Source organism: Pseudomonas sp. ITEM 17296 (assembly GCF_028895205.1).
Taxonomy (GTDB): Bacteria; Pseudomonadota; Gammaproteobacteria; order Pseudomonadales; family Pseudomonadaceae; genus Aquipseudomonas; species Aquipseudomonas kermanshahensis.
Genome location: NZ_WJRS01000004.1, coordinates 103,388 through 126,937 on the forward strand (window position 1 = coordinate 103,388; position 23,550 = coordinate 126,937).

The following is a 23,550-nucleotide window of genomic DNA, read 5'->3' on the forward strand; positions in this document are numbered from 1 at the left end:
CAACGATGGAAGCCAACCATGACGCGCCCGAATATCCTGTTCATCATGGCCGACCAGATGGCCGCCCCCCTGCTGCCGATCTACGCCCCTTCGCCCATCCAGATGCCAAACCTCGCCCGCCTCGCCGACCAGGCGGTGGTGTTCGACTCGGCGTACTGCAACAGCCCGCTGTGCGCACCTTCGCGCTTCACCCTGGTCAGCGGCCAGTTGCCAAGCCGTATTGGCGCTTACGACAACGCCGCTGACTTCCCCGCCGATGTGCCCACCTACGCCCATTACCTGCGCCGTCTCGGCTACCGCACTGCGCTGTCGGGCAAGATGCACTTCTGCGGCCCAGACCAGTTGCACGGCTACGAAGAACGCCTGACCAGCGATATCTACCCCGCCGATTACGGCTGGGCCGTGAACTGGGACGCCCCGGACGAGCGCCCGAGCTGGTACCACAACATGTCGTCGGTGCTGCAGGCCGGCCCGTGCGTGCGCACCAACCAGCTGGATTTCGACGAGGAGGTGGTGTTCAAAGCCCGCCAGTACCTCTACGACCATGTGCGCGAAAACGATGGCCGGCCGTTTTGCCTGACCGTGTCGATGACTCACCCCCACGACCCGTACACCATTCCCAAGCGCTACTGGGATCGCTACGAAGGTGTGGATATCCCAATGCCCAGCGCCGAGCTTGACCAGCGCGAGCAAGACCCGCACTCGCAGCGTTTGCTCAAGGTCTACGACCTGTGGAACAAGCCCCTGCCTGTGGACAAGATCCGCGATGCCCGCCGCGCCTACTTTGGCGCCTGCAGCTACATCGACGACAACATTGGCCAGTTGCTGCAAACCCTTGAGGAATGCGGCTTGGCGGAGGACACGTTGATCGTGTTCTCCGGCGACCACGGCGACATGCTTGGCGAGCGCGGCCTTTGGTACAAGATGCACTGGTTCGAAATGTCGGCGCGCGTGCCATTGCTGATCCACGCCCCCAAACGCTTTGCCGCCGCGCGCGTGAGCGCGTCGGTCTCCACCTGCGACCTGCTGCCGACCCTGGTCGAACTGGCCGGCGGTGCCGTGGACACGTCCCTGCACCTGGACGGCCGCTCGCTGCTGGGCCACCTGCAAGGGCAGGGTGGCCACGACGAGGTCATTGGCGAATACATGGCCGAAGGCACGGTCGGCCCGCTGATGATGATCCGCCGTGGCCCGTACAAGTTCGTGTACAGCGAAGACGACCCATGGCTACTCTATGACCTGAGCCGCGACCCGCACGAGCGGGAGAACCTCGCCAGCAGCCCCGACCATCAGGCGCTGCTGCAGGCATTTACCGATGAAGCCCGGCAGCGTTGGGACATCCCCACCCTGCGCCAACAGGTCCTGGCCAGCCAGCGCCGCCGCCGCCTGGTGGCCGAAGCCCTGGCCATCGGCAAGCTGAAAAGCTGGGACCACCAACCGTTGGTGGACGCCAGCCAACAGTACATGCGCAACCACATCGATCTCGACGACCTCGAGCGCAAGGCCCGTTATCCACAGCCCGCCCCTCTGGATTGAGAAGAGAGTTCGCCATGCAAAAAATCTCCGCCGCCGTGCTTGCCCTGGCCCTCGGCCTGGGCGCTGCCACGGCTCACGCCGAAGACGCGCAATGCAGCACCGTGAAGATGGCCGACCCCGGCTGGAGCGATATCGCCACCACCAACGCCATCGCCCGCCTGCTGCTGGAAAGCCTCGGCTACCAGGTAAAGATCGACAGCCTGGCCGTGCCGATCATCTATGGCGGCCTCAAGGATGGGCGCGTCGATGCCTTCCTCGGCAACTGGATGCCGGCGCACCAGGGGTTTCATGACAAGTTCATCGCCAATGGTGATGTACAGCAGTTGTCGCGCAACCTTGAAGGCACCGAGTTCACCCTCGCGGTGCCCGACTATGTGTGGAACGCCGGGGTCAAAGACTTCGCCGACCTGCAAAAGCACGCTGATCAGTTCGACAAGAAACTGTATGGGATCGGCTCTGGCGCGCCTGCCAACCTGTCGCTGAAAGAAATCATCGACCAGAACCAGTTCGACCTCGGCCAGTGGAAGCTGGTGGAGTCGAGTGAGCAGGCGATGCTCGCGCAAGTGGACCGCGCCGTGAAGAAGCAGCAATTCATCACCTTCCTCGGCTGGACACCGCACCCGATGAACGTGAAGCTGAAGATGCACTACCTCACCGGTGGGGAAAAGTGGTTTGGCAGCAAGGGCCAGGTCTATACCCTGACCCGCAAAGGTTATGCACAGGCGTGCCCGAATACAGCGAAGCTGCTGGGCAACCTGACATTTACCCTGGACATGGAAAACAGCATCATGGCCGAGGTTGTGGATAAAAAAGTGAGCTTCGATGAAGCAGCCAAGGCTTGGGTGAAGGCGCATCCCGAAGTACTGGAAGGGTGGTTGGCTGGGGTCAGCACCAAGTCCGGTGGCGATGCGAAAGAGGCCGTCACAAGCAAACTGTAATCTCGATAATCACACTCATCCTGTGGGAGCGGGTTCACCCGCGAATGCTCTAGTGAAGCCACCGACGCATTCGCGGGTAAACCCGCTCCCACAGGGGGCCGGTACAACACTCGGGAAACTGAAATACTTATGCACCGCCTCATCCAGCTGCTGCCTTTCCTTGCCTGGCTCCCCCGCCAATCGGGCCGCAGCCTGCGCCAGGACCTGCTGGTCGGCCTGAGCGGTGCCATCCTTGCCCTGCCGCAATCCATCGCCTACGCCCTGATCGCCGGCTTGCCCGCCGAATACGGCCTGTTCGCCGCCATCGTCCCGGTGCTCATCGCCTGCTTGTGGGGGTCTTCGTGGCACCTGATCTGCGGCCCGACCGCAGCCATCTCGATCGTCCTCTACGCCAGCGTCAGCCCCCTAGCGGTTCCGGGCAGCGCCGACTACATCACGCTGGTCCTGCTGCTGACATTGCTCGCCGGCATCTTCCAGCTCTTGCTCGGCCTGCTGCGCTTCGGCGCACTGGTCAATTTCGTCTCCCACTCGGTGGTGCTCGGCTTCACCCTGGGCGCCGCCATCGTCATCGCCCTCGGCCAGTTGCCCAACCTGTTGGGCATGGACTTGCCAAGCCAGGCCACGGCGTTGAAAACCGTGCAAGACCTGGCCAGCCACGCCGGGGAGGTCGACCTGCCGTCGCTGATACTGGGGCTGACCACGGTGCTGATCGGCATGGCCTTCAAGCTCTGGCGGCCACGCTGGCCGAGCCTGTTGATAAGCCTGATCGTGGTCAGTTTGCTGGCCTGGTCACTGCCTGGCTTTTTTGGCCATGTGCCGCGCGTACCTGCCTTCACTGGCCAACTGCCCCCGTTGAGCCCACTGCCGCTACTGGACGTGGAGCTGATGCTGCGGCTGCTGCCGACCGCGGTGGCGGTGGGCATGCTCGGCCTGGTCACCAGCCTGTCGATCGCCCGGTCGCTGTCTGCGCGCTCTGAACAGCTGATCGACGCCGACCAGGAGATCCGAGCCCAGGGCCTGTCGAACATCGTCGGCGCGTTCTTCTCCGGTTACCTGTCATCAGGCTCTTTCACCCGTTCGGGCTTAAGTTATGACGCCGGCGCCCGCTCACCGCTGGCCGGGGTGTTCTCGGCCCTGTGGGTCGCGCTGTTTGCCGTCGCAGGGGCAGGGCTGATCGCCCACCTGCCCATCCCGGCGATGGCGGGCAGCATCCTGCTGATCTGTTGGGGGTTGGTGGATCACCGTGGCATTCGGGCGCTGTTCCGGGTCAGCCGCTCGGAGTTCCTGGTCATGGCCCTGACCGCCGCCGCGACCTTGCTGCTGGAGCTACAGACCGCGATCTATGCCGGGGTGCTGGCTTCGCTGTTCTTTTACCTCAAACGCACGTCCCGGCCACGGGTGCAGCAGAGCCGCGAAGGGCAGGCCGACGTGCTGCGGGTGGGCGGGTCGATCTTCTTTGGCGCGGCGCATTACCTGCAGGTGCGCTTGCAGCGCTGCCAGGGGCCGCATGTGGTGATCGATGCGCGGCAGGTGAATTTTATCGATTATTCGGGTGTAGATATGTTGCACCGGGAGGCACGGCGGTTGCGGCGGGCGGGGGGTAGTTTAACCTTGCAGCGGGCGCGGCCGCAGGTGGTCGAGGAATTGCAGAAGTTGGAAGGGGTGGCGGGTTGCCCCATTGAATTTGCAGAGTGACCATTGGGGCTGCTGTGCAGCCCATCGCAGGCAAGCCAGCTCCTACAAGTACAGCGCCAACCTCGGGCCTTGCGATATCCCTGTAGGAGCTGGCTTGCCTGCGATGGGCCGCAAAGCGGCCCCAAAATCTCAAATTCAGCCCCGAGCCAACTGCCGACGAAGCTCAGCCAACACCGGCGCCGTATCCGGCCGAACCCCACGCCAGATAAAGAACGCCTCAGCCGCCTGCTCAGCCAGCATCCCCAGCCCATCCAGCACCTTGGCCGCACCTAGGTTGGTAGCCCATTGGCAAAACGGCGTCGGCTCCTTGCCGTACATCATGTCGTAGCAAACCGTGCGCCCGGCCTCGACCAGGCTGTCGGCAATCGGCGGCATCTCGCCCGCCAGGCTCGCCGAGGTGGCGTTGATGATTACGTCCACCGGCTCCTGCAGCCAGCTGAACCCGCTGGCCACCACCGGCCCCAGCTCAGCGAACTCACGCGCCAGTTGCTCGGCCTTTTCTACCGTGCGGTTGGCGATCACCAGCGACTGCGGATCGTGCGCCAGAATCGGCTCCAGCACCCCGCGCACCGCACCCCCCGCGCCCAAAATGAGGATACGCTTGCCCGCTAGCTCGACCCCCGCATTCACCGTCAGGTCGCGCACCAGGCCAGCACCGTCAGTGTTGTCCCCCCGCAGCGAGCCATCCGCCAGCTTGCTCAGTGTATTCACCGCACCCGCCCGCTGGGCACGTGGGGTCAGGCTGTCGCACAGGCGGTAGGCTTCTTCCTTGAACGGCACCGTGACATTGCCGCCACTGCCTTGCTTGAAGAAGCCGCGGGCACAATCGCTGAACTCGTCCAGCGGCGCCAGCAGGGTGGCATATTCCAGGTCCTGGCCGGTCTGCTCGGCGAACAGGCGGTGGATCAGCGGCGACTTGCTGTGGCCGATGGGGTTACCGAAAACGACGTACTGGTCCATAGGGGCTCCTCGGTTATCCACAGGTTTACTGGGCGAGCCAGTCGCGGTCTTGCAGGAAGTACTCGGTCAGGCGCGCTTCTTCGCTGCCAGGCGCGGCCTTCCAGTCGTAGCCCCAGCGGACCTGCGGCGGCAGCGACATGAGGATCGACTCGGTACGCCCACCCGATTGCAGGCCGAACAAGGTGCCACGGTCGTAGACCAGGTTGAACTCCACGTAGCGACCGCGACGGTACTCTTGGAACTCGCGCTGCTCGGCGGTATAGGGCGTGTCCTTACGGCGTTGAACGATCGGCAGGTAGGCCTCGACAAAGGCATCGCCAATGGCACGGATGAAAGCAAAGCAGGTGTCGAAGTCCCACTCGTTCAGGTCGTCGAAGAACAGCCCGCCAATGCCACGTGGTTCACCACGGTGCTTGAGGTGGAAGTAGCGGTCGCACCAGGCTTTGTAGCGCGGGTACACGTCAGCACCGAATGGCGCGCAGGCCTGCTCGGCCACACGGTGCCAGTGGATGCAGTCTTCTTCGTTGCCGTAGTACGGGGTCAGGTCGAAACCGCCGCCGAACCACCACACCGCCTCTTCGCCTTCTTTTTCGGCGATGAAGAAGCGCACATTGGCGTGGGACGTCGGCACGTGCGGGTTGTGCGGGTGGATCACCAGCGACACCCCCAGGGCCTCGAAACCACGGCCCGCCAGCTCGGGGCGGTGGGCGCTGGCCGACGGTGGCAGGCCGGCGCCGAACACGTGGGAGAAGTTGACCCCGCCTTTCTCGATCACATTACCCTCACCGATCACCCGCGTGCGGCCCCCGCCACCGGCTTCACGCGTCCAGGCGTCCTCGACAAAGCGGGCGCCGCCGTCCTCACGTTCAAGGGCGGAGCAGATGCGGTCTTGCAGGTCGAGCAGGTAGGCTTTCACGGCCTCGGTGCGGCTGGTCATCGGGTCACCTGGAGCGGGCAGAGAAGAATTCGCCGCGTAGCATACCACCGGCGGCTGACGCGCCGCAGTTGACGGCGATCAAGCAAAGGCGTCCGATAGAGGGCTGTTACCAATCCCGACAACAGGAGTGCGAGATGGCCAAGCGTATCCAGTTCAGCCAGCATGGCGGCCCGGAAGTTCTGCAGCTTGTAGAGTTCGACCCCGCCCCACCTGGGCCACAGCAGGTCCGCGTGCGTAACCAGGCGATTGGCCTGAACTTCATCGACACCTATTTCCGCAGCGGCTTGTACGCACCGCCATCCTTGCCTTCCGGGCTCGGCACCGAGGCCGCTGGTGTGGTCGAAGCCGTGGGTGAGGGCGTCACCCGCCTGAAAGTCGGTGATCGGGTAGCCCATGCCGGCGGCCCGCTGGGTGCCTACAGCGAAGTGCATACGCTGCCCGAGGCCAACCTGGTCAAGCTGCCGGACAACATCAGCTTTGAGCAGGCAGCGGCGGTGATGCTCAAGGGCCTGACCGTGCAGTACCTGCTCAAGCAGACTTATGCGGTGCAACCGGGCGACGTGATCCTGTTCCATGCCGCTGCCGGTGGCGTGGGTTCGCTGGCCTGCCAATGGGCCAAGGCGCTGGGGGCCAAGTTGATCGGTACCGTCAGCTCCGCTGAGAAGGCCGAGCGGGCGAAGGCGCTGGGGGCGTGGGAAACCATCGACTACAGCCATGAAGACGTGGCCAAGCGCGTCCTGGAGCTGACCGACGGCAAGAAATGCCCAGTGGTGTATGACGGCGTGGGCGCCGATACCTGGCTGACCTCACTGGACTGCCTGCAGCCGCGTGGGTTGATGGTGAGCTTTGGCAATGCTTCGGGCGCGGTGAGCGGGGTGAACCTGGGGATTCTGGCGCAGAAGGGCTCGCTGTATGTCACCCGGCCGACCCTGGCGAGCTATGCCAACAATGCCGAGAACACCCAGGCCATGGCCGATGACCTGTTTGCGATGATTGCGAGTGGGAAGCTGGTTGTGGATATCCAGCAGCGGTATCCGCTGAGTGAGGCAGCCAAGGCGCAGGCGGAGCTGTCGGCGCGACGGACTGTGGGGTCGACTGTTTTGTTGCCTTGATTAAGGTACGGGATCGCATCAGGGCGGGCAGGTGCTTGGCTGGGTTGTTGTGGTGTTGCGTAGATCGAGCGCCGCCCGCGCGGCGCTTCGCAGCACAAGGCTGCTCCTACATCGGTTTCGGGCCAGTAACGCCTGTCCCAGCGCGCGCGACCGCCTTGTTTGTTCCACACGATATCGAGGTGGATGCCACAGGGGCCGCGCGCCTGTGTCTCAGGATTGATTGGCCCGAAACAAATGTAGGAGCAGCCTTGTGCTGCGAAGCGCCGCGCGGGCGGCGCTCGATCTCTCAGGCGTTGAAAAGCCTTAAGGCGGGTATCACCCCGGCCGAACGACTTCGCCCGTCGCCAGGTTGCGAATCACACTTGGGTTCTTCCGTCCGCCCAACGCCCCGCCCAGTACCAGGTCCAGCTGGCCATGGAAGTACTGCTCCACCCGCAAGCGGCTCTTCGCCGCCGGGCGACCGCCGGGGTTGCACGAGGTGGAAATCAGCGGCCCGACCAGCGCGCACAGCTCACGCACCTGCGGGTGGTCACTGACCCGCAGCGCCACCGTGTCGTGCTGCCCGGTCACCCACTCCGGCAACAGGTCCTGGTGCGGCACCAGCCAGGTGTTCGGGCCTGGCCAGGTGCTGCCCATGCGGTCAATCCAGTCCTCGGGGAAATCTTCGAACAAAAAGTCGAACTGGCGGATATTGTCGGCGATCAGGATCAAGCCTTTATCCACAGGCCGCGACTTGAGCGCCAGCAGGCGATACACCGCGTCCTCGTTCCACGGGTCGCAGCCCAGGCCCCAGACCGCTTCCGTCGGGTAGGCGATAACCGCGCCCGCCCGGATCTCACGTGCGGCTTGTTGCACACGAAAACTGCTCACCATTGCTGTCTCTCCGCCTATATACCTTGCTTGTGAGCAGTGTACTTAGCCAACGCGGGCAAACCAACGCCCGGCTTCATTGCTGACCCGCCCTTCAAGCTCCAGTTCGGTGAGCTGCGCCATCACCTGAGCCAACGTCAGTTCGCTGCAGTGGGCCAGGCTCTCGGTAGTCTGGGGCGCGGCATGCAGCAAGGCGAGCAGGGGGTGATCACGCTGTTCAACAATGGCCGGGGGCAGGTTCTGCCAGCCCTGCAGGCTTTCCAGAATCTGTTCCACGCTTTCCACCAGCAGCGCACCGTCGCGAATCAGCTGGTGGCAGCCTTTGGCACCTGGGTGGTGGATGGAGCCTGGGATGGCATACACCTCGCGGCCCTGCTCAGCCGCCAGGCGCGCCGTGATCAGTGAGCCACTGGCCAGGCTCGCCTCCACAACCAATACGCCCAGCGACAAGCCACTGATGATGCGATTACGCCGCGGAAAATTGCCCGGCAGCGGGCCGGCATCCAGCGGGTACTCGGAAACCAGCGCGCTGCCGCTGTCGATCATCGCTTGGGCAAGCTCGCGATGGCGCTGTGGATAAAGTTTTTGCAGCCCTGTCCCGAGCACCCCAATTGTGCCGCCCCCGGCCTGCAACGCTGCCCGATGAGCGGCACCATCGATACCCAGTGCCAGGCCGCTAGTAATGGTAAAACCCGTCTGCGCCAAGTAGCGGGAAAATGCTCGGGCAGTGTCGAGCGCGGGCGGTGAAGCACGCCTGCTGCCCACAATTGCCAACTGTGGCCTTTCCAGTAATGCGGGGTCGCCAGCGACGAAAAGCAACGGCGGCGGGTCGTCGGTTTCGGCCAGCAGAGCAGGGTAGCCAGGGCTGTCCCACATCAGTAAATGCTGGCCCGGGCGCTCTAACCAGGCCATTGCAGCCAGCGCACCGTCACGCACTTCGGCGCTTCTTCGGGCTTCGATGCTGGCTTGCGGAATGCCCAGTGCGCGCCAGGCTGCGGCCGGCGCACTCAGCGCCGAAGAAGCGCTGCCAAAAGCTTTCAGCAGGCTGTGAAAGCGGCGTAACCCTGTGTCCGGCAGGCGGTGCAGGCGCAACCTCGCCTCCAGTTCGGCAGGCGCGCAAGGCGACGAATGGTGGGTCAACATGAGGATCATCCTTGATCGAAACGGGGCCATCGACGTGGCACAACCTGTGGATAACTGTGTTGATAACGCTTTGACAACCTGTCCATCAAATGGGTGATAAGCCGTCCGTTTAAACCCTAGCCGAGCTTTGCCAGGTGCCGAATCCCCCGATTACCTTTATTATGTGTGCTCAGTTTTCAACCGAACGCACAGTGACTGCCCGACCTTATGGCCATCTTGAACATTCTCGAATTCCCGGACCCGCGCCTGCGCACCCTCGCCAAACCGGTGACGGTGTTCGACGACGCCCTGAGCCAGCTGATCGACGACATGTTTGAAACCATGTATGAAGCGCCTGGCATCGGCCTGGCTGCGACCCAGGTCAACGTCCACAAGCAAGTGGTGGTGATGGACTTGAGCGAAGACCGCAGCGAGCCGCGGGTCTTCATCAACCCCGTCGTCGAAGAACTGACCCACGACATGGGCCAGTACCAGGAAGGTTGCCTGTCGGTGCCTGGCTTCTACGAAAACGTCGACCGCCCCCTGCGGGTGCGCGTCAAAGCCCAGGACCGCGACGGCAAGCCGTTCGAGCTCGAAGCCGAAGGCCTGCTGGCCGTGTGCGTGCAGCACGAGTTCGATCACCTCAACGGCAAGCTGTTCGTCGACTACCTGTCCACGCTCAAACGCGACCGGATCAAGAAGAAGCTGGAAAAGCAGCACCGCCAGCAAGCCTGATCCCCACCTTCCAGAAGGCTTGCTCCGGCAAGCCTTTTTCTTTTTTGCAGCGAGAACTCCATGCGCATCGTCTTCGCAGGCACTCCAGAGTTTGCCGCCGAACACCTCAAGGCACTGCTCGACAGCCCCTATGAGATCGTGGCCGTCTACACCCAGCCGGACCGCCCAGCCGGGCGTGGCCAGAAGCTCATGCCGAGCGCGGTCAAAGCACTGGCCGTGGCCCACGACATCCCGGTGCTGCAGCCGCCAACCCTGCGCAATGCCGATGCCCAGGCGGAACTCGCCGCGCTCAAGCCCGACCTGATGGTGGTGGTCGCCTACGGCCTGATCCTGCCCCAGGCCGTGCTGGATATTCCGCGCCTTGGTTGCATCAACAGCCACGCCTCCCTGCTGCCACGCTGGCGCGGTGCGGCGCCGATCCAGCGCGCCGTGGAAGCCGGCGATGCTGAGAGCGGCGTGACCGTGATGCGCATGGAAGCGGGCCTGGACACCGGCCCGATGCTGCTCAAAGTGGTCACCCCGATCAGCGCCGAAGACACCGGCGGCACGCTGCATGACCGCCTCGCCGAAATGGGCCCGCCTGCGGTGATTAAAGCCATTGCTGGCCTTGCCGACGGCTCGCTGCAGGGTGAAGCCCAGGATGACGCCCTGGCCACCTATGCCCACAAGCTGAACAAAGACGAAGCACGCATTGACTGGAGCCGCCCGGCCGTGGAGCTGGAGCGCCTGGTGCGTGCTTTCAACCCGTGGCCGGTGTGCCACAGCACCCTGGACGGCGAAAGCGTGAAGGTGCTGGCTGCCACGTTGTCCACAGGCGACGGCGCCCCTGGCGAGATCCTGTCTGCCAGCAAGGACGGCCTGGTAGTCGCCTGCGGTGACCAGGCACTGAGCCTGACCCGCCTGCAACTGCCCGGCGGCAAGGCGCTGAACTTCAGCGACCTGTTCAACAGCCGCCGCGAGAAATTCGCCAACGGCAAGGTGCTCGGCCAATGAACCCTCGCCTGGCCGCCGCCCGTGCCTTGGCCGCTGTGCTCAGCGGCAAGGCTTCGCTGAACAGCTCGTTGCCGGCACAACTGGACAAGGTCGACGAGCGCGACCGGGGCCTGACCCAAGACCTGGCCTTCGGCACCGCCCGCTGGCAGCCGCGCCTCGACCTGCTCGCTGCGCAGTTGCTGCAGAAGCCGTTCAAAGCTGCCGATGCCGATGTGCAGGCCTTGATGCTGGTCGGCCTGTACCAGCTGTTCTACACGCGCATTCCGGCGCACGCCGCCATCGGCGAAACCGTGGGTTGCGCCGACAAGCTGAAAAAGCCGTGGGCCAAAGGCCTGCTCAACGCCGTGCTGCGCCGCGCGCAGCGTGAGGGCGAAGCGCTGCTCGCGGGCATGGAGCGCGACCCGGTGGTGCGCACTGCCCACCCGCGCTGGCTGCAGAAATCGCTGAAGGCCTTCTGGCCCGAGCAATGGGAAGCCATCTGCGCCGCCAACAACGCCCACCCGCCGATGATTTTGCGGGTCAACCGCCGCCACCATAGCCGCGATGCCTACCTGGCCTTGCTGGCTGAGGCCGGCGTGGGCGCCAGCGCCTGCCAGTACAGCCGTGACGGCATCGTGCTGAATGAGCCCTGCGATGTGCGCAGCCTGCCTGGCTTTGCCGAAGGCTGGGTAAGCGTGCAGGACGAAGCCGCCCAGCTGTCCGCCGACCTGCTCGAACTGGCCCCCGGCCAACGCGTGCTCGACGCCTGCTGCGCCCCGGGCGGCAAGACTTGCCACTTGCTCGAAGCCGAAGCTGGCCTGGCGCAGGTGGTGGCCATCGACCTGGAAGCCAAGCGCCTGACCCGCGTGCGCGAGAACCTCGATCGCCTGCAACTGGACGCCGAGCTGATCGCCTGCGATGCCCGCGACACCGCCAGTTGGTGGGACGGCAAAACGTTCCAGCGCATCCTGCTCGACGCCCCGTGCTCGGCCACCGGCGTAATCCGCCGCCACCCGGACATCAAGCTGACCCGTCAGGCCGACGACATTCCGGCCCTGGCCACGTTGCAAGGCGAGCTGCTCGATGCCCTGTGGCCGACCCTGGAAGTGGGCGGCATGCTGCTTTACGCCACCTGCTCGAGCTTGCCGACCGAGAACACCGAGGTGATCGACGCCTTCCTCGCCCGCACCCCGGGCGCCCGTGAGTTGGACCTGGCCACCGAGGCCGGCCTGCGCCAGCCACATGGCCGCCAGTTGCTGGCCCAGGAAGGCGGCCACGACGGGTTCTACTATGCCAAGCTGATCAAGATCGCCGCGTCACGCGGATAAGCACAACGGTTAGGGAGTAGCGGATGAAGATCATCATCCTCGGCGCGGGGCAGGTGGGCGGTACGCTGGCAGAACACCTGGCCAGCGAGGCCAACGACATTACCGTGGTCGACACCGACGGCGAGCGCCTGCGCGACCTCGGCGACCGCCTGGACATCCGCACGGTGCAAGGCCGCGGCTCGCTGCCGACTGTGCTGCGCCAGGCCGGCGCCGACGACGCCGACATGCTGGTGGCGGTGACCAACAGCGACGAGACCAACATGGTGGCCTGCCAGGTCGCCTACTCGTTGTTCCACACCCCGACCAAGATCGCCCGGGTACGGGAATCGGCCTACCTCACCCGCGAAGAGCTGTTCCACAACGACCACATTCCGGTCGACGTGCTGATCAGTCCCGAGCAGGTGGTAACCAACTACATCAAGCGCCTGATCGAGCACCCGGGTTCACTGCAGGTAATCGACTTCGCCGAAGGCAAGGCGCAACTGGTGGCGGTCAAGGCGTACTACGGCGGCCCGCTGGTGGGCCAGCAGTTGCGCCAGATCCGTGCGCACATGCCCAACGTCGACACCCGTGTGGCGGCGATCTTCCGCCGTGACCGGCCGATCACCCCACGCGGCGACACCGTGATCGAGGCCGATGACGAAGTGTTCTTCATCGCGGCGAAAAAAGATATCCGCGCCGTGATGGGCGAGCTGCGACGCATCGACGAGACCAACAAGCGCGTGGTCATCGCCGGTGGCGGGCAGATTGGCGAGCGCTTGGCCGAGGCCATCGAAAGCCGCTATCAGGTGAAGATCATCGAGATGAACCCGGCCCGCTGCCGTCACCTCTCCGATAGCCTTGAAAGCACCGTGGTGCTGCAGGGCAGTGCGTCGGACAAGGACCTGATGCTCGAAGAGAACATCGCCGACGCCGACATCTTCCTGGCCCTGACCAACGACGACGAGGCCAACATCATGTCGTCGCTGCTGGCCAAGCGCCTGGGTGCGCGCAAGGTGATGACCATCATCAACAACCCGGCCTATGTGGACCTGGTGCAGGGCGGCGAGATTGACATCGCCATCAGCCCGCAGTTGGCCACCATCGGCACCTTGCTGGCCCACGTGCGGCGTGGCGATATCGTCAGCGTGCACTCCCTGCGCCGCGGCGCGGCCGAGGCCATCGAAGCCGTGGCGCATGGCGATTCGAAGTCGAGCAAAGTGGTCGGCAAGGCCATCGAAGACATCGCCCTGCCGCCAGGCACCACCATCGGCGCGATCATTCGTGACGAGGAGGTGATGATTGCCCACGACGACACGGTGATCGAATCGGGTGACCATGTGATTCTGTTCGTTGTGGATAAAAAGCATATTCGGGATGTGGAAAAGCTGTTCCACGTCGGCTTGAGTTTCTTCTAGGAGAAGAGGGCATGCGCGAATCGCTGGAGAAGATGCTGGCCAAGGGTGTGGATAACCCGCTGTTGAGGTTCGGCCTTGGCAAGGCCTGGCTGGACGAGGGCAATGGCGCTGAGGCGGCGGTGCACCTGGCGCGTTGCGTGGAACAGGACCCGAAGTATTCGGCGGCGTGGAAGTTGCTGGGTAAGGCGTATCAGTTGCAGGGGGATTTGGCGGCGGCGCGCAAGGCCTGGGAGGACGGGATCGTGGCGGCGCAGGCCCATGGGGATAAGCAGGCCGAGAAAGAGATGGCGGTGTTCCTGAAGAAACTCAACAAAACTTCAAGCTGACGCCGCCCCTGTGGGAGCGGGCTTGCCCGCGAACACCGGCAAAGCCGGTGCCATGTTCCGCGGTGCCTTCTTCGCGGGCAAGCCCGCTCCCACAGGGAAATGGTGAAAGACTCAATACCAGCGCGCTTCGCCAGCCGGGCGCTTCTTGAAGCGCTTCATGCTCCACATGTACTGGCTCGGATACTCGCGCACATACCGCTCGACCACCTGGCTCATGGCCGCCGCCGACTCGGTCACATCCGTGCTGTACATCGCCTCCGGCGCCGCTTCCAGAATCACCCGGAACCCAGACCCATCCGGCAGCCGCAACGCATGCAGGAACACACCCACCGCCTTGCCACCGGCCAGCATGTTCGGCACGAACTTGCTGGTCAGCGCCTGCGTGCCCAGGAACGGCACGAACACACCCGCCGACTCAGCAGGTTCCGGGTCGGCAGGAATGCCCACCTGGCCCCCGCGGCGCACTTCCTTGATCACGCTGAGGATGCCTTCCTTGGTCGAAGGCGCCACACGGTTACCCATCTGCACCCGCTGTTCACGCAACAAATCATCCACAGCTTTGAGCTTTGGCGGGCGGTAGAAGATGATCGGTTTGCACTGGTTGCAATAGAAGTGGTTCAACACTTCCCAGTTACCCAGGTGGCTGGTGATGCCCACCACGCCCTTGCCCGAGGCCAGGGCCTGCTCCAGCACTTCCAGGCCGTGCACTTCCTTGACCAGTTCCAGCGAACGCTGCGGTGGCCAGATCCAGGCACAAGCGCTTTCGACAAAGGATTTGCCGATGTCTCTCAGCGCGCGGCCGACCAGTTGCTCACGTTCGGCCGGGTCCATCTCCGGGAAACACTTGGCGAGGTTGATACGCACCACGTTGCGCGACCCGTTCGGGACCTTCCACATCAGCCAGCCGATACCGGCGCCGACGCGCTGCACAGCGCCCCAGGGCAACTTGGCGAACAGTCGAAGCACCCCGACCATCAGGGCGCCCTTGAACTTTTCCACAGGCGAATTCCTTATTTCAGCAAGGCGCGCATTGTACCCCGTCAGCGCGCCAAGGCGGCGTAGCGATCACAATCGGTGGTGTGGTCCATGACCATACCGGTGGCCTGCATGAAGGCATAACAGATGGTTGGGCCGACAAACGTGAAGCCGGCTTTTTGCAGGGCCTTGCTCATTGCCTTCGCTTCATCGGTAACGGCAGGCATTTCGCTTCGGTCCTTGAAATGGTTGACCTTGGGCGTGCCGCCCACAAACGACCAGAGCCACTCGGCTGGGTTATCCACAGCCAGCCAGGCCTGGGCGTTGCGCCGGGCGGCCTTGAGCTTGAGGCGGTTGCGGATGATGCCGGCGTCGAGCATCAGTGCTTCGATCCGTTCATCGCTCATCTGCGCCAACTTCACCGGGTCGAAGCCATGCATCACCTCGCGATAACGCTCGCGTTTACGTAAAACCGTGATCCATGACAGCCCCGCCTGGAACCCTTCGAGCAAAAGCATCTCGAACAGCAACGCCGGATCACGCTGCGGTGTTCCCCATTCCTGGTCGTGGTAGGCCTGGTACAACGGATCGTCGGTACACCAAAAGCAGCGTGGCATAAGGCTCCAATGAGTAGAGGGCGAGGCGAATCAGGTTATACTCCCGCTCTTTACATCCGCATCCCCAGATACAGGTGAATTTCGTGAGCCAGCCTACGCCAGCCGTGCGTACCTTCCAAGACCTGATCCTCGCCCTGCAGAACTACTGGGCAGCTCAAGGTTGTGTGGTGCTTCAGCCCTACGATATGGAAGTAGGCGCCGGCACTTTCCATACCGCCACGTTCCTGCGCGCCGTCGGCCCAGAGACCTGGAACGCCGCCTACGTGCAGCCTAGCCGTCGCCCTGCCGACGGGCGGTATGGCGAAAACCCAAACCGCCTGCAGCACTACTACCAGTTCCAGGTGGTGCTCAAGCCGAACCCGGCCAACTTCCAGGAGCTGTACCTCGGCTCGCTGAAAGCCATTGGCCTGGATCCGCTGGTCCACGATATCCGTTTCGTCGAAGACAACTGGGAATCGCCAACCCTCGGCGCCTGGGGCCTGGGCTGGGAAATCTGGCTCAACGGCATGGAGGTGACCCAGTTCACCTACTTCCAGCAAGTGGGCGGCATCGAGTGCTACCCGGTCACCGGTGAAATCACCTACGGCCTCGAACGCCTGGCCATGTACATCCAGGGTGTCGATTCGGTCTACGACCTGGTATGGGCCGATGGCCCGTTCGGCAAGGTTACCTACGGCGACGTGTTCCACCAGAACGAAGTCGAGCAGTCGACCTACAACTTCGAACACGCCAACGTCGAGAAACTGTTCGAGCTGTTCGACTTCTACGAAAGCGAAGCCAACCGCCTGATCAAGCTGGACCTGCCGCTGCCGACCTACGAAATGGTCCTGAAGGCTTCGCACACCTTCAACCTGCTCGACGCCCGCCGCGCCATCTCGGTGACCGAGCGCCAGCGTTACATCCTGCGCGTACGTACCCTGGCCCGGGACGTGGCGCAAAGCTATCTGCAAGCCCGCGCACGCCTGGGCTTCCCGATGGCCACCCCTGAATTGCGTGACGAAGTGTTGGCTAAGCTGGAGGCTGCACAATGAGTGCTCAAGATTTCCTGGTAGAACTGGGCACCGAAGAGCTGCCACCCAAGGCCCTCGCCAGCCTGGGCGACGCCTTCCTGGCCGGTATCGAGAAAGGCCTGCAGGCCGCTGGCCTGAACTACGCCAGCAAATCGGTATACGCCGCGCCGCGCCGCCTGGCCGTACTGATCCGCCAACTCGACGTGCAGCAGCCTGACCGCAGCATCAACATCGACGGCCCGCCCCTGCAGGCTGCTTTCAAAGACGGCGAGCCGACCCAAGCGGCCCTGGGCTTTGCCAAGAAGTGCGGTGTAGAGCTGTCGGAAATCGACCAGAGCGGCGCCAAGCTGCGTTTCTCCCAGCACATCCCGGGCAAGGCCACTACCAGCCTGCTGCCGACCATCGTCGAAGACTCGCTCAACGACCTGCCGATCCCCAAGCGCATGCGCTGGGGCGCCAGCCGCGAAGAGTTCGTGCGCCCAACCCAGTGGCTGGTGATGCTGCTTGGCGACCAGGTCGTCGACTGCACCATCCTCGCCCAGCAGGCCGGCCGTGAGTCTCGTGGCCACCGCTTCCACCACCCGGAAAACGTGGTTATCACCACCCCGGCCAACTACGTCGAAGACCTGCGCAAAGCCTACGTGCTGGCCGACTTCGCCGAGCGCCGCGAGCTGATTGCCAGGCGCACTGCCGAACTGGCCCTGCAGCAGGAAGGCAGCGCCATCGTGCCGCCGGCGCTGCTGGACGAAGTGACCGCGCTGGTCGAGTGGCCAGTGCCGCTGGTGTGCTCGTTCGAGGAGCGTTTCCTCGACGTGCCGCAAGAAGCCCTGATCACCACCATGCAGGACAACCAGAAGTACTTCTGCCTGCTGGACAGCGAAGGCAAGCTGCTGCCGCGCTTCATCACCGTGGCCAACGTCGAAAGCCGTGACCCGAAGCAGATCATCGAAGGCAACGAAAAGGTCGTGCGCCCACGCCTGACCGATGCCGAGTTCTTCTTCAAGCAAGACAAGAAGCAGCCGCTGGAAACCTTCAACGAGCGCCTCAAGAACGTGGTGTTCCAGGCTCAACTGGGCACCGTGTACGACAAGGCCGAGCGTGTTTCCAAGCTGGCCGCGTTCATTGCCCCGCTGATTGGCGGCGACGCCCAGCGCGCCGCGCGTGCCGGCCTGCTGTCCAAATGCGACCTGGCCACCGAGATGGTTGGCGAGTTCCCTGAGATGCAGGGCGTTGCCGGTTACTACTACGCGCTCAACGATGGCGAGCCGCAAGACGTCGCCCTGGCCCTGAACGAGCAGTACATGCCGCGCGGTGCTGGCGCCGAGCTGCCAGAGACCGTCACCGGTGCTGCCGTGGCGATCGCTGACAAGCTCGACACCCTGGTCGGTATCTTCGGCATCGGCATGCTGCCAACCGGCAGCAAAGACCCGTACGCACTGCGCCGCGCTGCGCTGGGCGTGCTGCGCATCCTGATCGAGAAGCAGCTGGACCTGGACCTGACCGGTGCGGCCGAGTTCGCGGTCAAGCAGTTCGGTGCCAAGGTCAAGGCTGCCGGCCTGGCTGAGCAAGTGCTGGAGTTCATCTTCGATCGCTTGCGTGCACGCTACGAAGACGAAGGTATCGACGTGGCCACCTACCTGTCGGTACGTGCCCTGAAGCCGGGTTCTGCCCTGGACTTCGACCAGCGTGTGCAGGCCGTGCAGGCGTTCCGCAAACTGCCGGAAGCCGAAGCCCTGGCCGCGGTGAACAAGCGCGTGTCGAACCTGCTGAGCAAGGCCGAAGGCGCCATCGCCGAACAGGTCGAGCCGAAGTACTTCGACAACGCCAACGAGTTCTCCCTGTACTCGGCCATTCAGCAGGCCGACCAGGCCGTGCAACCGATGGCCGCTGCGCGTCAGTACAGCGAGTCGCTGGCCCGCCTGGCAGCCCTGCGTGACCCGGTCGACGCCTTCTTCGAGGCGGTGATGGTCAACGCCGAGGACGCCAAGGTCCGCGCCAACCGTTATGCCCTGCTCAGCCGCCTGCGCGGTCTGTTCCTGGGTGTGGCCGACATCTCGCTGCTGGGGTAAGCCTTGAAACTGCTGATTCTCGATCGAGACGGGGTGATCAACTATGACTCCGACGCTTACATCAAGTCGCTGGAGGAGTGGATCCCCATCCCCGGCTCGGTCGAGGCCATCGCGCAGTTGAGCAAAGCGGGCTGGACGGTGGCCGTGGCCACCAACCAGTCCGGCATTGCCCGCGGCTATTACCCGGTGCAAACCCTCGAGGCCATGCACGCGCGCCTGCGTGCGTTGGTGGCCGAGCAGGGCGGCGAAGTGGGCCATATCGTCTATTGCCCACATGGCCCGGATGAAGGCTGCGATTGCCGCAAGCCTAAGCCGGGCATGCTGCGGGCAATTGCCGAGCACTACCAGGCCGACCTTGGCGGCGTGTGGTTTGTCGGCGACAGCCAAGGTGACCTTCAGGCCGCCCTGGCCGTCGGTGCACAACCCGTGTTGGTGAAAACCGGCAAGGGCGAGCGGACCCTGGAAAAAGGTGTCCCTGAAACTACACTGATTTTCGACGATCTGGCAGCTATCGCCAGAGAACTAATTTAAACAGTGCGCCTTAGGGCGCATTTTCTCAGGCGGGCACGCCCCGCAACGGTACATGCCACTATGTCGATCCTGCAGGCGATCAGAATCTTTCTTTTTTACCTGCTGCTGGGCACCAGCTCGTTGCTGTGGTGCTCCCTGAGCTTTTTTGTCGCGCCATTCTTGTCGTTCCCCAAGCGTTACACGTTCATCAACGTGTACTGGTGCCGTTGCGCGTTATTTTTGACCCGCACCATCCTTGGCATCGATTACAAGATCACCGGCGCCGAGAATGTGCCGAATGAGCCGTGTGTGATCCTGTCCAACCATCAGAGCACCTGGGAGACCTTCTTCCTTTCCCAGTACTTCTCGCCGCTCAGCCAAGTGCTCAAGCGCGAGCTGCTGTACGTGCCGTTCTTCGGCTGGGCCATGGCCATGCTGCGGCCCATCGCGATCAACCGCGACAACCCTAAAGAAGCCCTGCGTCAGGTCGCCAGCCAAGGTGATGAACTGCTCAAGCAGGGTGTGTGGGTGCTGATCTTCCCAGAGGGGACCCGCGTGCCGTTTGGCACCGTCGGCAAGTTCTCCCGTGGCGGTACTGCGCTGGCGGTCAATGCCGGCCTGCCGGTGCTGCCCATTGCGCACAACGCGGGCAAGTTCTGGCCTAAGGCTGGCTGGGGCAAGCGTGCGGGCACCATTGAGGTGGTGATCGGTGAGCCGATGTACGCCAACGGCACCGGCCCTCGTGCAATTGCCGAGCTCAATGACCGCGCCGCCGCCTGGAACGAGGCCACGCAAAGGGCCCTGGGTTCGCTGCCACCCGCGGCTGAAAAGCCACAGGAGCAGACTGCTTGAGTTTCTGTGGATAACTTGTGAGCAGTTTTTCTGCGATCTGTTCTATGTATGCAGTAAGTGATTGAATTAGCTGTTTATTTCTTCACATGACAGATTTGCGAAAAACGTGCATAAGTTTTTTCGCGGCATAAAAAAACCGGCTTTTAAAGCCGGTTTTTTTAAGGGTGAACCTGAGGTATGTCAGACCTTGTCGATGTCCACGTCCTTGGTTTCTTTCAGGCAGAAAATCCCCACCACCAGGCTGATGCCGGTCACCAGCACCGGGTACCACAGCCCGTAGAAGATATCCCCGGTATACACCACCAGCGCGAACGACACCGTCGGCAGGAAGCCACCAAACCAGCCGTTGCCGATATGGTAGGGCAGGGACATCGAGGTATAGCGGATACGGGTCGGGAACAGCTCGACCATCACCGCCGCCAGTGGGCCATAGGTCATGGTCGCGATCAGGATCATCGCCACGATCAGCACCACCACCATCACCTCGTTGACCTGCCCCGGATCAGCCTTGGCTGGGTACCCCGCCTGCTCGATCGCCGAGCGCATGGCGGCGTCGTCGAAACCATTGATGGTCTTGTCGCCAATGTTGACCACCACCTCGCTGCCAGCCACGCTCACCGAGCTGTACGGCAGGCCCTGCTTGACCAGGAACGTCTTGACCTTGTCGCAGGGGCTGTCGAAGCGCGCCTTGCCAACCGGGTCGAACTGGAAGGTGCAGCCCTGCGGGTCGGCGGTCACGACGATCGGTGCCTGTCGGCTGGCGGCGTCGATCTGCGGGTTGGCGTAATGGCTGAGCGCCTTGAACAGCGGGAAGTACAGCACCGTCGCCAGCAGCAGGCCGAGCATCAGAATCGGCTTACGCCCGATACGGTCCGACAGCCAACCGAAGAACACGAAGAACGGCGCGCCGATCACCACACTGATGATCAGCAGCGTGTTGGCCTGGGCGGGGTCCATCTTGAGCATCTGGGTCATGAAGAACAGCACGTAGAACTGCGCGGTGTAGAACGTCACCGCCTGGCCAGCATTGATGCTGAACAGGGCAGTGAGCACCACCTTGAGGTTCGGCCAGGAGGTGAACGACTCGCGGATCGGCGATTTGCTGATCTTGCCCTGGGCCTTCATTTTCACGAAGGCAGGCGACTCATGCATGCTCATGCGAATCCAGGTGGAAATCGCCAGCAGGAAAATCGACAGCAGGAACGGCAGGCGCCAGCCCCAGGTTTCGAACTGGTCACCACTGATGTAACGGCTGCCCAGTACGACCAGCAACGACAGCAGCAGGCCCAGGGTGGCGGTGGACTGAATGAAACCGGTATGGAAGCCGCGTTTACCCGGCGGGGCATGCTCGGCCACGTAGGTGGCCGCGCCACCGTACTCGCCCCCAAGCGCCAGGCCCTGCAGCATGCGCAGGATTACCAGGATGATCGGTGCCGCAATACCAATGCTGGCATAGGTGGGCAGCAGGCCGACGGCAAAGGTCGACAGGCCCATCAGCACGATGGTCACCAGGAAGGTGTACTTGCGCCCGATCATGTCGCCCAGCCGGCCAAACACCAGCGCACCGAAGGGGCGAACCAGGAAGCCGGCGGCGAAGGCCATCAAGGCAAAGATGAAGGCCGTGGTGTCGTTGACCCCAGCAAAGAACTGCTTGCTGATGACCGCCGCCAGCGCGCCATAGAGAAAAAAGTCATACCACTCGAAAACCGTCCCGAGGGATGACGCGAAAATGATCTTTCTTTCTTCACGACGGCTGGCGCTGCTGGCCGTCGCACCCTGCTCTTGGATGTAATCCGACATCGTTGCTGTCCTCGGCCCACAGGCCACAGTGATTATTCTTTTTGTTCCACTGTCGGCAGCCTCCGACCGCGAGCTGCCGGTGTTGCACGCACCCGGGTCAGGGCGTCGGTATTGCGTCTTCGTTTAGGTAGGTCTGGGTCGCAGCTCCTTTGAGAATAAGTTGCGCCGCCTTTTCGGCGATCATCAGCGTGGGTGAACAGGTATTGCCGGAGGTGATCTGCGGCATGATCGAGGCATCCGCCACCCGCAAGCCGGGGATGCCATGCACCCGCAGCTGGTTATCCACAACATCCTCTGGGCCACTCCCCATGCGGCAGGTGCCCACGGGATGGAAGATGGTGGTGCCAATCTTGCCAGCGGCCTCGAACAACTCGTCTTCGCTTTGCAGGGCAGGGCCCGGCAGGTATTCCTGGGGGTCGAAGGCCGCGAGGGCAGGGGCCTGGACGATGCGCCGCGTCATGCGGATGGCGTCTGCGGCGACCCGCAAGTCCTGTGGGTCACTGAGGTAGTTGGGGTCGATCAGTGGCGCGCTGTGCATATCGGCGGCGCGGATGTCGATGCGCCCGCGGCTGAGCGGGCGCAGGTTGCACACCGAAGCGGTGAAGGCCGGGAAGCGGTGCAATGGTTCGCCGAACCGCTCCAGCGACAAGGGCTGCACGTGGTACTGCAAGTTGGCCGTGGCATGTTCGGGGCTGGAGCGCACGAACGCCCCCAACTGGCTAGGCGCCATGGCCAGCGGGCCGCTGCGGTCATAGAGATAACGCAGGCCCATGCCCATCTTGCCCCACAGGCTGTTGGCCATCTGGTTCAGGGTACGGGTGTTGCGGATCTGGTAGATCAGGCGCAATTGCAGGTGGTCCTGCAGGTTGCCGCCGACACCGGGCATGTCATGCCGCACGCCAATGCCCAAGTCTTCGAGCAGCTTGCGCGGGCCGATGCCAGACCGTTGCAGGATCCCCGGCGAGCCTACGGCGCCGGCGCACAGAATGATCTCGCGACGGGCAGCGAACTCGTGCCAGGCACCTTCCCAGCGGGCTTTTACCGCACGGGCACGGGTGTTGTTGAGCAGTACCTGATCGACTTCTACACCGGTCAGCACCGTCAGGTTGGGCCGGCTGAGCACGGGCCGAAGAAACGCCTTTGACGCGTTCCAGCGCACGCCACTGCGCTGGTTGACCTGAAAGTATCCACAGCCCTGGTTGTCCCCGGTGTTGAAGTCGTCGACCTTGGCGATGCCACTTTGCTCGGCCGCCTCGCGGAACGCATCGAGGATCGGCCAGCTGTAACGCTGGCGCTCGACCCGCCATTCGCCGGCGGCGCCATGGTGCTCGCTGTCACCGGCAAAATGGTTTTCACTGGCCTTGAACAGTGGCAGTACGTCCTTCCAGGCCCAGCCTGGGTTGCCTTGCTCGGCCCAGTGGTCATAGTCAGCCGCCTGGCCGCGCATGTAGATCATGCCGTTGATCGATGAACAACCGCCCAGCACCTTGCCCCGTGGATAACCCAGGCTGCGACCACCCAGGCCGCTTTGTGCTTCGGTCTTGAAGCACCAGTCAGTGCGGGGGTTGCCGATGCAGTAGAGGTAGCCGACGGGGATGTGGATCCAGGGATAGTTGTCACGGCCACCCGCTTCCAGCAGCAGCACGCGGCAGGAAGGGTCGGCGGACAATCGATTGGCCAGCAGGCACCCGGCTGGACCGGCGCCCACGACCACGTAGTCGAAGACAGAATCGGCTGATGGCATGTGCAACCTCGCGCCTGATTATTGTTCTTGTCCCGAACCATCTTA

21 protein-coding genes are annotated in these 23,550 nt (G+C 63.3%); 13 read left to right on the forward strand and 8 right to left on the reverse strand.

Going from position 1 to position 23,550, the window contains the following annotated elements; genetic code table 11:
• Positions 1 to 18 precede the first annotated feature (18 nt).
• The 3 genes from betC to GIB19_RS06495 all read left to right on the forward strand — a co-directional run bounded on the left by betC (position 19) and on the right by GIB19_RS06495 (position 4,169).
• Positions 19 to 1,536 carry a choline-sulfatase gene (betC, locus tag GIB19_RS06485; protein WP_274884411.1) on the forward strand — a complete coding sequence of 506 codons (1,518 nt, stop codon included), beginning with the start codon at positions 19 to 21 and terminating at the stop codon, positions 1,534 to 1,536.
• A gap of 14 nt (positions 1,537 to 1,550) precedes the next feature.
• Positions 1,551 to 2,474, forward strand: coding sequence for a choline ABC transporter substrate-binding protein (gene choX / locus GIB19_RS06490; protein ID WP_085272124.1), 924 nt, complete (start codon positions 1,551 to 1,553; stop codon positions 2,472 to 2,474).
• A 129-nt stretch (positions 2,475 to 2,603) separates the two neighbouring features.
• Positions 2,604 to 4,169 carry a SulP family inorganic anion transporter gene (locus GIB19_RS06495; RefSeq protein ID WP_274884416.1) on the forward strand — a complete coding sequence of 522 codons (1,566 nt, stop codon included), beginning with the start codon at positions 2,604 to 2,606 and terminating at the stop codon, positions 4,167 to 4,169.
• A gap of 135 nt (positions 4,170 to 4,304) precedes the next feature.
• On the opposite strand, the gene aroE is transcribed toward GIB19_RS06495, so the two are convergent.
• Together aroE and hemF are read right to left on the reverse strand one after the other, a co-directional pair.
• On the reverse strand, positions 4,305 to 5,129 hold the full coding sequence (gene aroE / locus GIB19_RS06500) for a shikimate dehydrogenase (RefSeq protein WP_027592041.1): 825 nt from the start codon (positions 5,127 to 5,129) through the stop codon (positions 4,305 to 4,307).
• 25 nt (positions 5,130 to 5,154) lie between these two features.
• Positions 5,155 to 6,066, reverse strand: a complete 912-nt coding sequence (hemF, locus tag GIB19_RS06505; RefSeq protein WP_186679255.1) for an oxygen-dependent coproporphyrinogen oxidase — start codon at positions 6,064 to 6,066, stop codon at positions 5,155 to 5,157.
• 134 nt (positions 6,067 to 6,200) lie between these two features.
• On the opposite strand from hemF, the gene GIB19_RS06510 reads away from it, so the two are divergent.
• A complete protein-coding gene (locus tag GIB19_RS06510; protein WP_027592043.1) occupies positions 6,201 to 7,178 on the forward strand; it encodes an NADPH:quinone reductase in 978 nt (325 codons plus the stop codon).
• A gap of 315 nt (positions 7,179 to 7,493) precedes the next feature.
• Here the strand turns inward: GIB19_RS06510 and GIB19_RS06515 are convergent, their stop codons facing one another.
• Positions 7,494 to 8,051 carry an L-threonylcarbamoyladenylate synthase gene (locus GIB19_RS06515; protein ID WP_027592045.1) on the reverse strand — a complete coding sequence of 186 codons (558 nt, stop codon included), beginning with the start codon at positions 8,049 to 8,051 and terminating at the stop codon, positions 7,494 to 7,496.
• Positions 8,052 to 8,093: 42 nt separating this feature from the next.
• Complete coding sequence (gene dprA / locus GIB19_RS06520) at positions 8,094 to 9,191, reverse strand: DNA-processing protein DprA (RefSeq protein WP_085272127.1); 1,098 nt, start codon at positions 9,189 to 9,191, stop codon at positions 8,094 to 8,096.
• 207 nt (positions 9,192 to 9,398) lie between these two features.
• Between dprA and def the strand changes: the two genes are divergently transcribed.
• The 5 genes from def to GIB19_RS06545 are packed head-to-tail and all read left to right on the forward strand — an operon-like array spanning position 9,399 to position 13,928.
• A complete protein-coding gene (gene def / locus GIB19_RS06525; protein ID WP_027592047.1) occupies positions 9,399 to 9,905 on the forward strand; it encodes a peptide deformylase in 507 nt (168 codons plus the stop codon).
• Positions 9,906 to 9,965: 60 nt separating this feature from the next.
• Positions 9,966 to 10,898, forward strand: coding sequence for a methionyl-tRNA formyltransferase (fmt, locus tag GIB19_RS06530; RefSeq protein ID WP_274884426.1), 933 nt, complete (start codon positions 9,966 to 9,968; stop codon positions 10,896 to 10,898).
• Positions 10,895 to 12,205 (forward strand): 16S rRNA (cytosine(967)-C(5))-methyltransferase RsmB, encoded by a 1,311-nt coding sequence (rsmB, locus tag GIB19_RS06535; protein WP_027592049.1) that lies wholly within the window; start codon positions 10,895 to 10,897, stop codon positions 12,203 to 12,205. The genes fmt and rsmB overlap by 4 nt, the downstream gene beginning before the upstream one ends.
• 23 nt (positions 12,206 to 12,228) lie before the next feature.
• Entirely contained in the window at positions 12,229 to 13,602 is a 1,374-nt protein-coding gene (gene trkA / locus GIB19_RS06540; RefSeq protein WP_085272130.1) for a Trk system potassium transporter TrkA, read from the forward strand.
• A gap of 11 nt (positions 13,603 to 13,613) precedes the next feature.
• The gene (locus GIB19_RS06545; protein ID WP_274884428.1) at positions 13,614 to 13,928 is read left to right on the forward strand and encodes a tetratricopeptide repeat protein; all 315 of its coding nucleotides are present in this window, start codon (positions 13,614 to 13,616) and stop codon (positions 13,926 to 13,928) included.
• A 111-nt stretch (positions 13,929 to 14,039) separates the two neighbouring features.
• Here the strand turns inward: GIB19_RS06545 and GIB19_RS06550 are convergent, their stop codons facing one another.
• Together GIB19_RS06550 and GIB19_RS06555 are read right to left on the reverse strand one after the other, a co-directional pair.
• Complete coding sequence (locus tag GIB19_RS06550; protein ID WP_274884430.1) at positions 14,040 to 14,927, reverse strand: lysophospholipid acyltransferase; 888 nt, start codon at positions 14,925 to 14,927, stop codon at positions 14,040 to 14,042.
• Positions 14,928 to 14,968: 41 nt separating this feature from the next.
• A complete protein-coding gene (locus tag GIB19_RS06555) occupies positions 14,969 to 15,520 on the reverse strand; it encodes a DNA-3-methyladenine glycosylase I (RefSeq protein WP_027592053.1) in 552 nt (183 codons plus the stop codon).
• 83 nt (positions 15,521 to 15,603) lie between these two features.
• On the opposite strand from GIB19_RS06555, the gene glyQ reads away from it, so the two are divergent.
• Genes glyQ through GIB19_RS06575 form a run of 4 tightly spaced genes read left to right on the forward strand, consistent with a single transcriptional unit; the run spans position 15,604 to position 19,961 of the window.
• Positions 15,604 to 16,551 (forward strand): glycine--tRNA ligase subunit alpha, encoded by a 948-nt coding sequence (gene glyQ / locus GIB19_RS06560; protein ID WP_012312032.1) that lies wholly within the window; start codon positions 15,604 to 15,606, stop codon positions 16,549 to 16,551.
• Positions 16,548 to 18,599, forward strand: coding sequence for a glycine--tRNA ligase subunit beta (gene glyS, locus GIB19_RS06565; RefSeq protein WP_274884436.1), 2,052 nt, complete (start codon positions 16,548 to 16,550; stop codon positions 18,597 to 18,599). The genes glyQ and glyS overlap by 4 nt, the downstream gene beginning before the upstream one ends.
• A 3-nt stretch (positions 18,600 to 18,602) precedes the next feature.
• Complete coding sequence (gene gmhB / locus GIB19_RS06570) at positions 18,603 to 19,130, forward strand: D-glycero-beta-D-manno-heptose 1,7-bisphosphate 7-phosphatase (protein ID WP_027592056.1); 528 nt, start codon at positions 18,603 to 18,605, stop codon at positions 19,128 to 19,130.
• A 60-nt stretch (positions 19,131 to 19,190) separates the two neighbouring features.
• Positions 19,191 to 19,961, forward strand: a complete 771-nt coding sequence (locus GIB19_RS06575; RefSeq protein WP_027592057.1) for a lysophospholipid acyltransferase family protein — start codon at positions 19,191 to 19,193, stop codon at positions 19,959 to 19,961.
• Between the two features lie 180 nt (positions 19,962 to 20,141).
• On the opposite strand, the gene GIB19_RS06580 is transcribed toward GIB19_RS06575, so the two are convergent.
• Both GIB19_RS06580 and GIB19_RS06585 read right to left on the reverse strand, forming a co-directional pair.
• Positions 20,142 to 21,761: an MFS transporter gene (locus GIB19_RS06580; RefSeq protein ID WP_027592058.1), complete on the reverse strand. Its 1,620-nt coding sequence runs from the start codon at positions 21,759 to 21,761 to the stop codon at positions 20,142 to 20,144.
• A 97-nt stretch (positions 21,762 to 21,858) separates the two neighbouring features.
• Positions 21,859 to 23,505, reverse strand: a complete 1,647-nt coding sequence (locus GIB19_RS06585; RefSeq protein WP_274884441.1) for a GMC family oxidoreductase — start codon at positions 23,503 to 23,505, stop codon at positions 21,859 to 21,861.
• Positions 23,506 to 23,550 lie beyond the last annotated feature (45 nt).